13 protein-coding genes are annotated in these 13,023 nt (G+C 46.5%); 5 read left to right on the plus strand and 8 right to left on the minus strand.

What is annotated here, in order from left to right:
• The 3 genes from QUA97_RS11140 to QUA97_RS11150 form a co-directional block, all read right to left on the minus strand.
• Positions 1–854, minus strand: an 854-nt coding sequence (locus QUA97_RS11140) for a transposase (protein ID WP_333194663.1), incomplete at its 3' end; no start/stop codon positions are given.
• Positions 855–1,045: 191 nt separating this feature from the next.
• Positions 1,046–1,750 carry a PspA/IM30 family protein gene (locus tag QUA97_RS11145; protein WP_194010978.1) on the minus strand — a complete coding sequence of 235 codons (705 nt, stop codon included), beginning with the start codon at positions 1,748–1,750 and terminating at the stop codon, positions 1,046–1,048.
• 145 nt (positions 1,751–1,895) lie between these two features.
• A complete protein-coding gene (locus tag QUA97_RS11150) occupies positions 1,896–3,083 on the minus strand; it encodes an SPOR domain-containing protein (RefSeq protein ID WP_194070407.1) in 1,188 nt (395 codons plus the stop codon).
• A gap of 488 nt (positions 3,084–3,571) precedes the next feature.
• Between QUA97_RS11150 and QUA97_RS11155 the strand changes: the two genes are divergently transcribed.
• Entirely contained in the window at positions 3,572–3,883 is a 312-nt protein-coding gene (locus tag QUA97_RS11155; RefSeq protein ID WP_333194625.1) for a hypothetical protein, read from the plus strand.
• Positions 3,884–4,118: 235 nt separating this feature from the next.
• On the opposite strand, the gene menB is transcribed toward QUA97_RS11155, so the two are convergent.
• Together menB and QUA97_RS11165 are read right to left on the minus strand one after the other, a co-directional pair.
• Complete coding sequence (gene menB, locus QUA97_RS11160; RefSeq protein WP_333194626.1) at positions 4,119–4,952, minus strand: 1,4-dihydroxy-2-naphthoyl-CoA synthase; 834 nt, start codon at positions 4,950–4,952, stop codon at positions 4,119–4,121.
• A gap of 424 nt (positions 4,953–5,376) precedes the next feature.
• Positions 5,377–5,973: a TerB family tellurite resistance protein gene (locus QUA97_RS11165; RefSeq protein WP_194010982.1), complete on the minus strand. Its 597-nt coding sequence runs from the start codon at positions 5,971–5,973 to the stop codon at positions 5,377–5,379.
• A gap of 247 nt (positions 5,974–6,220) precedes the next feature.
• On the opposite strand from QUA97_RS11165, the gene QUA97_RS11170 reads away from it, so the two are divergent.
• The 3 genes from QUA97_RS11170 (at position 6,221) to QUA97_RS11180 (ending at position 8,656) form a co-directional block, all read left to right on the plus strand.
• Complete coding sequence (locus tag QUA97_RS11170; protein ID WP_228042006.1) at positions 6,221–6,658, plus strand: nucleoside deaminase; 438 nt, start codon at positions 6,221–6,223, stop codon at positions 6,656–6,658.
• Between the two features lie 747 nt (positions 6,659–7,405).
• Positions 7,406–8,134, plus strand: a complete 729-nt coding sequence (locus tag QUA97_RS11175) for a lysophospholipid acyltransferase family protein (RefSeq protein WP_333194627.1) — start codon at positions 7,406–7,408, stop codon at positions 8,132–8,134.
• 141 nt (positions 8,135–8,275) lie between these two features.
• The gene (locus QUA97_RS11180) at positions 8,276–8,656 is read left to right on the plus strand and encodes a hypothetical protein (protein WP_333194628.1); all 381 of its coding nucleotides are present in this window, start codon (positions 8,276–8,278) and stop codon (positions 8,654–8,656) included.
• 307 nt (positions 8,657–8,963) lie between these two features.
• On the opposite strand, the gene QUA97_RS11185 is transcribed toward QUA97_RS11180, so the two are convergent.
• Complete coding sequence (locus tag QUA97_RS11185; protein ID WP_333194629.1) at positions 8,964–9,728, minus strand: ABC transporter ATP-binding protein; 765 nt, start codon at positions 9,726–9,728, stop codon at positions 8,964–8,966.
• Positions 9,729–9,947: 219 nt separating this feature from the next.
• Positions 9,948–10,712: a Uma2 family endonuclease gene (locus tag QUA97_RS11190; RefSeq protein ID WP_194070414.1), complete on the minus strand. Its 765-nt coding sequence runs from the start codon at positions 10,710–10,712 to the stop codon at positions 9,948–9,950.
• Between the two features lie 632 nt (positions 10,713–11,344).
• Here QUA97_RS11190 and gor point away from each other — a divergent pair.
• A complete protein-coding gene (gene gor / locus QUA97_RS11195; RefSeq protein ID WP_333194664.1) occupies positions 11,345–12,688 on the plus strand; it encodes a glutathione-disulfide reductase in 1,344 nt (447 codons plus the stop codon).
• Positions 12,689–12,691: 3 nt separating this feature from the next.
• Here the strand turns inward: gor and QUA97_RS11200 are convergent, their stop codons facing one another.
• Positions 12,692–12,973 (minus strand): hypothetical protein, encoded by a 282-nt coding sequence (locus QUA97_RS11200; RefSeq protein ID WP_333194630.1) that lies wholly within the window; start codon positions 12,971–12,973, stop codon positions 12,692–12,694.
• Positions 12,974–13,023 lie beyond the last annotated feature (50 nt).

The following is a 13,023-nucleotide window of genomic DNA, read 5'->3' on the forward strand; positions in this document are numbered from 1 at the left end:
TTTTCTAGTCCAATCAGGGTGTTAGGTGTTGCAATATCCTTACTGATTTGGTGGTTCACATCAGCGATAAACCGTCTTTCTCTCCCAGACAGAGCGATTAATCTTCGCTTCGCTGAACGAGTGCCTTTACGCTGAAGAGTCATCCGCGCTTTATGGTAGCGGTTAGCTTTGTGTCTAACATCTGAACCTGAGTAGAATTTAGACTTACTTTGTAAGTCTGTTTCTACTGCTAAGTAGCGCATACCCACGTCAACACCAGAGACTCTGGTTATTTTTAGCGGGTTGATTTCAGGTGTTTCTACTTCAATACTTACCATCAGGTAATATATTTTGGAGGAACGCTGGTAGACAATTTTAGCTGCTCCAATCCTTGCACCATTGGCGATTAAATCTAAATGTTTATTGTAACCCTCATACAAAACTACTATTCGACCTTGAAGAGTGATAATACTCACTCGCCTTTCGGTTTTAAAAGAGTAGTCGCGCTGATAATTTAGGGTGCAAGTTCGAGAGATATATTTGGGGGCTGTGTCTAGCCCTTTATACCTTCTCTTGGTGTAGCATGAAGCGATAGCATCGTTAGATTGTTTTACCTTAGTCCACAAGGTTTTGTAAGTTCCAGACACTTGTCTGGGTACGTTGCAAGCCATTTGGGCTCCAAGTCCAAATCTCACCCGCAATTCGTTGTAGACGGCTTTTTGTAACTTAGCACCATTGCTGGTTTTGCCTGCGTCAAAAGCGACTTGTGAAGTGTAATTCAAGCCATCTCGGTAGGCTAAAGTAGTCTGAGATACCAAAGCTTTTTGCTCGGCAGTCAGGTTGAGTTTTAGCTTGGCGGTGATGAGTTGGGACATTTTCTTCACAAACTATGGTGTTATTGTATCTCGTGAAAACTAATATTTCAACAGGAATCAAAGATTTGCTTGGCAGTCAGGCCTGGCGCGCATTCCTCCGGGCACTCAACGGAGTACAGTTAGAGGGCCCGACTCCTGCTGTCTAGTTGAGAATTTTTTGCCTTCCCAACTATTTTCCTGCTGGTTCTGGTTCAGGATGCGGGCGGCTCGCCAGAGGGCAATTTGGGTGTATTTTTGCCTGGAAGCATTTGTGCTTTCATCGCCGCTAACTCGGCATCGACATCTCCGGCACCTTCGAGGGAGAGAAACTGCTTTTCTAAATCGTTAGTTCCGAGTTCTGCGATTGCTTCGGAGCGAGCTTCTAGCTGCATGACTTTCTCTTCCATTTTTTCAAAGGCGCTCAAAGCGCTGCCGGTACTGAGATTTCCCATCATTTCTTGCAGCCTTTCTGAGGCTTTTGCCGATCGCGCTCGGGCAATATACATATCTTTTTTAGATTTTGCCTCAGAAATTTTACTTTCGAGCGATCGCATATTGTCTTTAAGTTGAGTCACCACAGCGTTTTGCTGTTCGAGACTAGCTTTCATCGCCGTTGCCGTTTCTTGATAGGTTTTTTTTCGCGTCAGAGCTTCCCGCGCCAAATTTTCCTCGCCTTTTTGCAAAGCTAGCTGCGCCCGCTGGTACCATTCTGCCGCTGTAGATTCTGCTTGGGAGCATTGGCGTTCGGTACGTTTTTGAGCAGCAATCGCTCCTGCTACAGCTTGTCTGAGCTGGATTAAATCTTCCTGCATATCCATTACAGCTTGTTCCAGAATTTTTTCTGGATCTTCAGCAGCCCCTATCAAACTGTTAATGTTGGCTCGAATCACTCGCCAAAGGCGATCGAATAATCCCATGAGCTCCGTCTCCCGATTTTATTAAATTTTAGATTTAGGGGATGGGGATTGACAATTAAAAAAACAATTTTGTGTTAGACAAAACATCGATCGCTGTCGGGCTTTGTCTAACAATTTAGTTGAATTTTTTTACTTTTTGCCTAGTTTACGGCTGATAGTATTGCGCCTTCACCCCTTTGGCTTGGAGTTCTTTTACCAAACGTTCTGCTGATGCCGCATCATTCAAAGCCCCCATTTGGATCTTGACACCCTTTGAGAAATTCCGCACGTAGGCATCGGGAACTGCGGTTCTGGCTTGCTGGAGAGATTTTGGGTTGGTGTAATCGGTGACAACATAATAGAATCCGTCGGCTGCCCGTCTCGGAGTTCCGGCGGGGGCGGAGGCCTGTGGGGCGGAGGCCTGCGGGACTGCAGTCGGTGTGGGAGGCAGTTTTGGCAGTGTCGGGACTGGTTCGGCCGCGCTGGGGCTGGGACTGGGCAGCAAAGCTGTGCTGAGATTGTTTAGTCCTTGTTGGGCACCTCTAGGAGGGTTGCCATCTTCTGTAGGAATTGGGACAGCGCCGACGGGGGCTGGAGGTGCTGGTGGAGTTGGCGGGATCGATGCTTTTGGCGATGGGGAAGCAATCGGGCTGGCTGTGGGCTTGACATTGCTGAGAGTGCTCAAATCTAGATCGACAAATTCCTTGGATACCAGATTTGGAGCTTTTGGCAGTTCTTTGGCGCTGCTATTTGAGGGGGCGCTAGCGGTGGGATTTTGGTTTGTTCCGGGCGCGGAGCGATCGAGCAAACGGTTCAAACCAGTCATTTTAACAACACTTGACGGGTGCATGACTGCGTAGCCCAAAGCTGTGCAAGACAGCAGAAACAGCAGCATCGAACTCAGTCCCAAGGGAGTTAACAGACTAGCGGCCAAACTGCGTTCTGCAGGCTCGGTTTTTGCTTCGTCCAAACTTTCTATCAGTTTTTCGCTGGATTCGAGATAGTTTTGGGGTGCAAAGCCACTGCTAGATAATTTCGTGCCACCTCTGGTAGTTGCTAGCGGGGCATCGCCCTGAACGCCCGCCAGGGATAGGGGTAGCGATAGCGGCTGCTGAGTTTCCTCGGCAGCTTCCAGCCGTAGGTTTTGGGTATTCTGTTGCTCGGTTGTGGCTGTTTGCTTGCCGGTACGAACTGATGGCGACACCCACTGTTCGGCGCGCCGCCTGTGCCTTCTGTATGTTGTCAGTTCTGCTTCTAGATTTACATCCAAACATCCCAGGGCTGCTTGCAAGGCAGGCTGGATTGGGGTTGATGAGGATTGATTTGGGGATTCAACCGAAGAACGCTTACTCATTAGCAAAACTCCTATCGTGTCTGAATTGATTTTAATGTTTTGAGAATCAAAAAATAAACAAGCAGCTTTAAAACTTGCCTATTCTAGAATTAGTGGCTTTTGCCGTCAAGGTAACTGCTGCCCGATCGCCTGATTGCGATCGCCCTTTGCTATTTTTTCATTTTTATTTATATTCAAACTTCAATTGCTGTATCCCAGAGGCTGCTTACCCTAATCTGCGCCGCTTTTTGTGTTCACGATCACAGTTTCTTTGTAACATCTCATACTTGTTTTACACTTGCGGTTTTTCTTGATCCCTGACCCTTTATAAACTTTTAACCTGTATTTTTACCTACCTACTGAGTAAGAACTGAGCTAATTGTTTCTACATATAACGCAATTATAAATTAATTATAAAATTTAATTATGGATCGGGGATCGCTATAACCCATACAGCATAAAGACTGGGATGCTCTAAAACCTCCTAGCTCTACAGAGGAGAATTATATATGAAACTGATTTGTCTAAACACTTTTATGAAAACACCCTTAACTTCCGTTTGCCGTCACTGCCACCACTACACTCCTGAAGGAAGACGCGGGGGGGTTTGCGCTCTGCTGAGCGTGCCGGTGCAAAGTCAGTGGAAAGCTTGTACTTTAGCGGTTCCGTCTTTTGGAGAACCTTGGGAAAATATAGCAGAAATTGGACTGTGGCAAGAACAGACTGTGACTGTGCAAGAGGCTGTTACTGTTTCTGAGCGCAATGCCTGCCAGTTGACAGGCACAACTTTAATCGAGCAATCAGCAGCACTGTCGGTTTAGTCGAACTGCAGCAGGAATCATATCATTTTGGATAGGAGCATTGGACATTTCCGATTCGGGAATTACTGATGGCGATCGCAGTCTGGATTTAACAAAGCAGTTTCATTTTTTTGTGCTAGTAATATAAATACTTACACTTTTCGACGATCGCCTCAATTCGACTTTTGCAACTGACACAAATCAATAGCATCTGTAACTGGAATGAGGGAATCAAAAAACTTATTTGTCGATCGAGCTATGGCAGCCACGGATATTGACTAAAATCCGGTTCCCGTTTGTCCAAAAATGCTTGTTTGCCTTCCGCGCCTTCCTGGGTCATATAGTACAGCAAAGTGGCGTTGCCAGCCAGCTCTTGCAGACCGGCTTGACCGTCGCAGTCGGCATTAAAAGCCGATTTTAAACAGCGAATCGCGATCGGACTTTTTTCGAGAATTTCTCCAGCCCATTGCATCCCTTCGAGTTCGAGTTGTTCCACGGGTACGACACAGTTGACTAAACCCATTTCTAGGGCTTGCTGCGCGCTGTACTGGCGACACAAAAACCAAATTTCCCTGGCTTTTTTCTGGCCGACTACTCTGGCGAGATAGCTGGCACCGAATCCACCGTCGAAACTGCCTACTTTTGGGCCAGTTTGTCCGAAAATGGCATTGTCTGCTGCGATCGTCAAGTCGCAGATCAAGTGTAAAACATGACCGCCGCCGATCGCGTATCCGGCCACTAAAGCAATCACAACTTTGGGCATCGATCGAATCAACTTCTGCAAGTCGAGCACGTTCAGCCGAGGTATGCCACCTTCGTCTACATACCCCGCAGCACCGCGCACGCTTTGGTCGCCACCGGCACAAAAGGCATATTTGCCGTCAGTATGAGGCCCCGCACCGGTAAAGAGGACAACGCCGATTTTTGTGTCTTCGCGGGCATCAGTAAAGGCATCGCACAGTTCTTGCACGGTTTTGGGACGGAAAGCGTTCCGTTTGTGAGGTCGATTGATGGTAATTTTGGCGGTGCCGCCGCTTTTGTGATAAAGAATGTCTTCGTAGGTTTTAGCAGTTTGCCATTCAATTTGCATGATCTATCGGTCGATTTTAGATTTTAGATTTTAGATTCTTCGGCTTCGCGAGCGAACAAGTTTTAGATTTTAGATTTACTTGCTGCATTGCATTTGGGAGCAAGAACAAGCGTCTAAAATTTGGGAAGCATCCCCTCAACAGCTTCGGGGCGCTATACCCGTTGATTCGCGGTCAAGCTGAGATTTAAAACGCCCGCTGGGGCGATCGATCCAGCGATAAGTCGCTTTTAGATTTTAGAGGGCATTGGACGCATCAAGGCAAAAGAAATCGGGTTTTTTACCGTTTTGGCTGGCTGCAACCTATGTATTTATCTGAAAAAACCCGGTTTCCGACCGCTCCAAATGAGCGAACTAATAGAAAAAGCATCCAATTCTTTTCCCGGTGTCTGATTTTTGCACGGCAAAAAAACTTTAAGGCGCTGGATTACTGACGCATTAAAAGAGTCAGCAGGTGCTTTCCTGCTTTGGCAAATACTGGATCGCGGGAGGAGAATTCGCTTGGTGCGAGTAATGCTTGAACTTCGGCAAAAGCTTCTGAGTCGAGGGTTCCTTCTTTTGTAAATAAGGTGTCTATGACTGCAATGTGTCTGGAGTCGAGGCCGAGCCGGTTGGCGATCGACTGTAGGTACATTTGCTCCCGCAGGTCGATGTGTCCGTCTACGGCTGACATTTCGTAGCCGGAACCGATGAGCAACAGCTTTTCTGATTCTGAGAAGAAAGCTGTCAGGGTTAGCAATTCCGTGGGGTTGAAGTAAACTTGCTGTTTGGATACTCCTTTGACAAGGCGCTGAATTAGTTCTATTCGACTTGGATCGCCACTGGAAAAGGCTTTGAGAGTCTTTTGCAGCCGTTCTTCTTCTTCAATGGCGATCGTCCTGTCGATAATCATTACTCCGCGCAGGATGGAAATTAGAGCAGTCAGAAATACTACCAAGGGAGTGATATCTTGTTGGCGGAGTTTTTGCCGGCTAATCCGGGACAACAGCTCAACAACTTCAGTGCTAATCGTGGTGGTGTCCATAATTTAAAATTACCCTGGATGGGACTGTGATGTAACTTTATTTTTCGATCTTAAGTGTTTTCAACTAGGTAAGTATGCCATAATTTGCCATGAAAACTGGTTTTACTAGCGATCGCACTTATTCGCTCCGCAGCAAGTGTATAAGTAAGACAATGTTAAACGTTTTTAGTTACATAGGTATACCGTGAATTTGCAAACAGAGCAGTTGTTTATTGGTGATTTTAATTATGCTATTCACAAGGGCTGGATGACTAGGGCTGTGGAACTAGCACGAGCTGCCGGCGATGCGGGTGAAGTGCCGGTGGGTGCTGTCATGGTTGACGGTACTGGTAAGTTGATTGCCGAAGCGCAAAATCGGCGAGAGCGAGACTGCGATCCGACTGCTCACGCTGAAATCTTGGCTCTGCAGGCGGCGGGCAAAGTTTTGCAAGACTGGCATCTCAACCAATGCACGCTCTATGTGACTCTGGAGCCTTGCCCGATGTGCGCTGGTGCGATCGTACAAGCTCGGATCGGTTTGCTGGTATACGGAGCTGATGACCCGAAAACTGGCACGATTCGGACTGCTGCTAATATTCCAGATAGCGCGCCTTCGTGTCACCGCTTGGAGGTACTTGGCGGTATTATGGAGTCTGTTTGTCGAGATCAGTTGCTTTCTTGGTTTGAAGCCCGCCGGAAAATTTAACCTGTTAAATTTTTTACTTTCGATCGACAATGTTTAATCTAACTTGGCTATATTCACTGAAATAATAAGTAATTGCCCGATCGATCTGGCTCCTGATTGCGGTCGGGTTGACTTCGGTGAAAGCCTCTAACAGATTAAGTTTTGGGGCGCTTTCCGCCGGCGAAAAGCAAAAGGCCACTAGCAAAAGTGTCCCCATCGAAAGATTAAAAGTTTGCTCAACAACATATCCTTAAACTCGATCAGAAAACAGGGTTTAAAACCCCGTCCCTTGAGCGAGCTCATGGCAAGCCTTTTAGGACGGCTTTTAATACTGGAAAACTTTTTCAGGCTTGACAGTATTTTCCCTAAGTCTAGTACACTAGAGTATAGATACAGGTAGAATAACCGCGAGCATCGAATGGGTGAGAATCCAAAACGACTGGCTAGAAAACAATAATATCTCGTGGGTAGCGAACACCACAAAAACATAGCTAGGGTAGCCACCGCGCACTCATACCAGAAAACTCAAAAACTTAGTAGTTAGATGTACAAGGGCATAGGGGAACTTGCGAAGTGATTCCTGAACGCTTGGGGAGACAAGCCCTCTGGGGCTATTCAAATTAGACTCGCAACTTCGTTCAATCGGACGGGTTTTGGGTTTAAATATTGCCGAAAGGATGGATAGTTTAAAGGTGTGTCAGTGAACCAAGAATCCCCGCGCGTTCACGCGCCCGGAGTGTCAAATATCGAGAAAGCAAGTTAACTGCTATGCGCCATAATGCCGCGATCGCCGTTGAGTCCAGTAAATCATCTCTAGTGAAGCCCATGCTTGCCAAGGTAGCACCTAATACCTCTCGCGTTTCTCCTTGGTTAACCTCCTTGCTCTATCCGCTAGGTCACTATGTTGTCCTGCCGTTTTATTTTAGCAAGATTGAAATAACCGGACAGGAGCACTTGCCGAAGGACGGGCCTGTCATCTTGGCCCCTACGCATCGCTCCCGGTGGGATGCGTTGATGATGCCCTATTCAACGGGACAGAAGGTGACTGGACGCGATTTGCGGTTTATGGTAACTGCCGATGAGGTGCAAGGCTTGCAAGGTTGGTTCATCAGACATTTGGGAGGTTTTGCTGTCGATATCAAGCATCCAGCAATTAGTAGCCTGCGTTATGGCGTGGAATTGCTCCTCGACAAGCAAATGTTGGTGATTTTTCCCGAAGGTGGCATTTTTCAGGATGGTGAAGTTCACCCTCCCAAGCCTGGATTGGCTCGTTTGGCAATGCAGGCAGAGTTGAGCCAACCTGGTTTGGGGGTGAAAATTGTACCGATGAGTATCCGCTACCGCCCGCGCATTCCTCGACGGGGTACTCGTGTCAAAATTGCGATCGGCGAGCCGCTTTCGGTGGCAGATTATGCTAAAGGCGGCAGTAGCAAAAAAGAAGCGCGATTGTTGACTGCCGATCTTGAAATGGCTCTGAAAACTCTTGATGAATGTTGACAGTTGGCAATGGGCAGTTGGCAGTTGGCAGTTGGCAGTTGACCGAAGGAATAAGTAATTGTGATATAATGTTTTTTGGTGCTCTTGAGAGTTGCGGCACTTACTTTGCTTGGTTATTGTCTGTATTAAGAGTGAGCATTAATGGATTGTGCTTTGAACTTTAAACCGGGTCAAATTGTTAGTTTAGAATGTGGAAATGCGTGCCTGCATTCAGAGGTGATTGAAGTGGTTGAGGCACGTCAAATTTGCTGGGTGCGCCCTCTAATGTTGGTGAGATTGGTATCGGGGAAGGATTTGCCCCAAAAGTGGCCGGAAGAATACACTTTATCGGATTTGCGAGATGGTGCTGATTTGCTTTGGCCGTTGAGTTTGTTTCGGGCGGCGCTGGATACCGAGGTGATTTCGCTGTTGACTCAGTTGCAGTCTCTGGACTCCGATCGCAAGGATAGCGCGATCGCGTCTCGGCAACTTAGAGATTTTGTCGATCGAGTTTGGGCCGCTTTTCCGAGTGCTTTTCAATAGTCAGTAGTCAGTAGTCAGTAGTCAGTAGTCAGTAGTCATTAGTCATTAGTCAGTAGTCAGTAGTCAGTAGTCAGTAGTCAGTAGTCATTAGTCATTAGTCATTAGTCAGCAGTCAGTAGTCAGCAGTCAGTAGTCAGTATTCAGTAGTCAGTAGTTAACAGGTTTCCTTTCTATGCTCTAGGCTGGTAACAAGTAGAGAGCATCTGTAGGGAAGGAAACGGCACGGCGGCCTGTCTGGCGCGGGAAACTGCGACTTTTAATAATTGCTATCAGATTAAAGATTGTAGCAAAACTTTTGAAATTGGCATTAAAATACCGCGTGAGAAAGCTCTGCCGGATCGAGATTGTTATGAATAACTTGACCGTCTCGGAACCAGACAACGCGGCGAGTTTGGCGCGCTACTTCCGGTTCGTGCGTTACCATCACCACAGTCATGCCGCTTTCATTGAATTCTGTAAAAATATCCATTACTTCTTGAGTGGTTTTTGTATCCAATGCACCAGTCGGTTCATCTGCAAGCAGCAACACCGGACGGTTGACAATAGCACGGGCGATGGCTACCCGCTGCTGCTGTCCTCCTGATAGTTGATTCGGTCTATTTTGCAACCGACTTTGCAAGCCTACTTTTGTTAAAGCGTCTACACCCCGTTCGCGTCTTTCGGCTGCGGGAATGCCTGCATAAACCATCGGTAACATGACGTTTTCTAAGGCTGTTAATTGAGGTAGCAGGTGAAATTGTTGGAAGACAAAACCTAATTTTAAATTACGAATTCCGGCTAATTCTGCTTCGGGCATTTGGGCGACATTTACGCCATCTAGGTAGTAACTGCCGGTCGTAGGTCGATCGAGACAGCCGATAATATTCATGGCTGTAGATTTGCCGGATCCCGATGCGCCCATAATCGAGCAATATTCTCCTTGGGTTACTGTCAAGCTGACACCGTTTAGGGCGCGCACTTCCAAGTCGCCGATGCCGTAAACTTTTGTTACGTCTTGCAGGCCGACGATGACGGGTTTTGAGGTGTCTTGCAGGTGGAGGTCTGAGTTGGTCTGGGTTTGTAGTTCAGGCATTTGTTTTTATGTGCGATCGACACAACTAATTACTAAGTTAACACTTCTGAGAGGTTTTGGCGGGTGGAAGGGCGATGTTTGGACGCTTATAGCACTTACGCAGGGGCGGGCAAGAAACCGGGTTTTTTCACGAAAATAATTGGTTATAGCCCGCAAAAACGCTAAAAACCCGGTTTCTTTGGTCTTAATGAATAAGTCCTAAGTTAAATAATTTGTGGCTTAAATGCGATCGGGATCGATGTTCAATTCGCGCAGTTTTGCCGCTAAACGTTCGGCTCTTTGAGATTCTTGTTCGGCTCTTTGAGATTCCTGCTCGGCTCTTTGAGACGCCTGCTCGGCTCTTTGAGATGCCTGCTCGGCTCTTTGAGATTCGTGTTCAGCTCTTTGAACTGCTTGTTCTGCACGCTGGCGGTTTAATTCACCCTGTTCCTCCAATTCCGCATAAGAAAGAAACCTTTGTCCATCTGGTCGATAAATTTCCAACCCATCTTCGCCCAACTCAAATCGTACTCCCAATCTAGGACTGATCCAGCCCTCCATCGGCTCAATTATTTCTAAGTTTCCTTCAATTCTTTGCCAACCGCTCAAATCGTTGTTTTCTGGATCGTAAAGATAATATTCCTCGACTCCATAGCGATTGTAAAACGCAAGCTTTTTGTACATTTTTGCTTGTCTATCGTTATGAGAGCGAATCTCAAATGTGACTTGGGGAGCAATATTATCTTCTTGAAATTGCATATAGGAACGTCGCTCGCCCTTTGGTCTACCAAATATTACCATCGTATCCGGTGCTTGAGAAATGTCTGGTCTACCTTGAACTGGATACCAGAGTAAATCGGCTGCTATAAAGACGTTTGGGTCATTTTTGAACAACGATTCGCAACCTTCTTTGATTGTGACAATTAATTTATATTGAATTGTGCTATCTGCCATTGGTTGACCGTCGCTGGATGGATAAATAATTTGTTCGTTCGTGACTTGCATAGTGGTTGTCTCCGAGAACTATCCGATCTTAATTATACTATAGCCGAGTCTCAGTTAGCTGAGGCAAACTCCCGTAATGGGTAATCGGTAATGGGCCAGAAATCATCGCTAGTAGCTAACCCAATTCCCAATCCCCAATCCCCAATTCCCAATTCCCAATTCCCAATTCCCAATGACTGCTAACTGATGACTAATGACTAATGACTAATGACTAATGACTAATGACTAATGACTAATGACTGATGACTAATGACTAATGACTACTGACTAATGACTAATGACTAATGACTACTGACTACTGACTACTGACTACTGACTGCTCTTTGAGCGTACTTCATGTTACTGAGAACCGCTATAGTTCCGATCGCCAATCAGCAATAATTTCCTCATTGGCTGCCGCCCCAAAATAGTTACATTTATATATATTTTTTGCGATTTGCTTGTGCTATACTTTAATAATGGGAGTGGTGGCAATTTTTAAATTAATGCACAGATTTCTATTATTTAATAATACCATGTCAAGGGCAAGAAGTAAAGTAGTTGACCCAAAAAAAATGAAAAATTTTTGAGATATCATGAAAAAAAGTAAAGCGCAAAAATCGTCAAATAAAGATAGGAAACTAGCGACAATTATGACATACGACTACGACTTGTTTGTGATCGGTGCGGGTTCTGGCGGATTGGCTAGTTCCAAGCGCGCGGCATCCTACGGGGCGAAGGTGGCGATCGCCGAAAACGACTTAGTAGGTGGCACCTGCGTAATTCGCGGCTGCGTCCCCAAAAAATTGATGGTTTACGCCTCTACATTTTCGCACCTTTACGAAGATGCAGTCGGCTACGGTTGGAGTCCAGTAGAAAGCAGTTTCGATTGGGAAAAACTCGTCACCAGCGTAGACACAGAAGTGCGGCGGCTGAGCAAACTGCACATCAGCTTCCTCGAAAAAGCCGGAGTGGAATTAATCTCAGGATACGCCAAATTTATCGACGCCCACACCGTCGAAGTTGGCGATAAAAAATACACCGCTGCTAAAATCTTAATTGCAGTCGGCGGCGAAGCTCACAGAGTGGACATTCCTGGTATCGAACACGCCATTACTTCCCGCGAAATCTTCTTGATCAAAGAGCAGCCGAAACGGTTGGCAATTTGGGGAGGAGGTTACATCGGCGTTGAATTTGCCTGCATTATGAACGGTTTGGGAAGTCAAGTAACTCAAATCATCCGGCGCGATTTAATTTTGAATGACTTTGATGGAGAAATTCGCACTAACGTGCAGGAAGGAATGGTTAAGCATGGGATCAATTTTGTGACTGGAAGCTCGATCGCGCAAATTGAAAAAACCCCGGAAGGCTTAAAATTAACTTTGTCGGGAGAATCGGAAGAAACCTTGACAGTTGATGCGCTTTTGTGTGCTACTGGACGATCGCCCAACTTGGAAAAATTGGGTTTGGAGAATGCGGGAGTAGAAACCGATAAAGGTGCGATCGCAGTTACCAAAGACAGCCGCACCAGTCAACCGCACATTTTTGCCGTCGGAGATTGCACCAACCGGATTAATTTAACGCCAATTGCGATCGCCGAAGGACGCGCTTTTGCCGATACTGAATTTGGCAACAATCCGAGAGCAATCAGTTACGAAAATGTGCCGTCAGCGGTATTTTCCCAGCCGGAAGCGGCTACAGTCGGCTTAAATGAAGAGCAGGCTAGAGCAAAGTTTCCCGAATCAATTAAGTGCTACACAGCCAAGTTTCGACCGATGTTTCACTCTTTGACAGGTGCAGATGAGAAGACTTTTGTCAAGTTAGTTGTTGAGACTAATACTGACAAAGTTTTGGGCGTACACATGGTGGGGAAAGACGCGGGCGAGATTATTCAAGGTATGGCGATCGCGGTTAATATGGGCGCGACAAAGAAAGATTTCGATGTGACTATTGGCATTCACCCATCGACTGCAGAAGAGTTTGTGACTCTGCGGTAAATCTTAAATCGGGACTGCCCACAAATTACTCGTATTACTCCTTACCAGGCTCTTCCTGGTAACGCCGCTCCGTCGGCTCTGCCTCCTCTTTCCCCAGCGAGGCAGAGCCTCTAGATATAGGTTCCCCGGCAGAGCCAGGGAAACAGTCAAATCAGTTAAACCCATGCGGTAGTTGGTTTTCCCTTCTTCCGACGGACTTACATCCGTTACATCCGTTAGATCCGTTACATCCGCTACAAAATCCGCTGCCGAACTTCCTTCTTCAATAATTTGAACCTTTTTCACACCTCTCCTGTCTAAACACTTCAGATAACGAACTGGTGGGGGAGACTTCA

The sequence above is a fragment of the Microcoleus sp. CZ3-B2 genome, from assembly GCF_036705055.1.
Classification (GTDB): Bacteria; Cyanobacteriota; Cyanobacteriia; order Cyanobacteriales; family Microcoleaceae; genus Microcoleus.

Bases quoted from the DNA above. Each gene is read 5' to 3' on its own strand.
- QUA97_RS11190 (WP_194070414.1), bottom strand. From the start codon at position 10,712: ATGCAAGTCACGAACGAACAAATTATTTATCCATCCAGCGACGGTCAA.
- gor (WP_333194664.1), top strand. From the start codon at position 11,345: ATGACATACGACTACGACTTGTTTGTGATCGGTGCGGGTTCTGGCGGA.
- QUA97_RS11175 (WP_333194627.1), top strand. From the start codon at position 7,406: ATGCGCCATAATGCCGCGATCGCCGTTGAGTCCAGTAAATCATCTCTA.
- QUA97_RS11145 (WP_194010978.1), bottom strand. From the start codon at position 1,750: ATGGGATTATTCGATCGCCTTTGGCGAGTGATTCGAGCCAACATTAAC.
- QUA97_RS11155 (WP_333194625.1), top strand. From the start codon at position 3,572: ATGAAACTGATTTGTCTAAACACTTTTATGAAAACACCCTTAACTTCC.
- QUA97_RS11180 (WP_333194628.1), top strand. From the start codon at position 8,276: ATGGATTGTGCTTTGAACTTTAAACCGGGTCAAATTGTTAGTTTAGAA.
- QUA97_RS11185 (WP_333194629.1), bottom strand. From the start codon at position 9,728: ATGCCTGAACTACAAACCCAGACCAACTCAGACCTCCACCTGCAAGAC.
- QUA97_RS11170 (WP_228042006.1), top strand. From the start codon at position 6,221: ATGACTAGGGCTGTGGAACTAGCACGAGCTGCCGGCGATGCGGGTGAA.
- menB (WP_333194626.1), bottom strand. From the start codon at position 4,952: ATGCAAATTGAATGGCAAACTGCTAAAACCTACGAAGACATTCTTTAT.
- QUA97_RS11150 (WP_194070407.1), bottom strand. From the start codon at position 3,083: ATGAGTAAGCGTTCTTCGGTTGAATCCCCAAATCAATCCTCATCAACC.
- QUA97_RS11165 (WP_194010982.1), bottom strand. From the start codon at position 5,973: ATGGACACCACCACGATTAGCACTGAAGTTGTTGAGCTGTTGTCCCGG.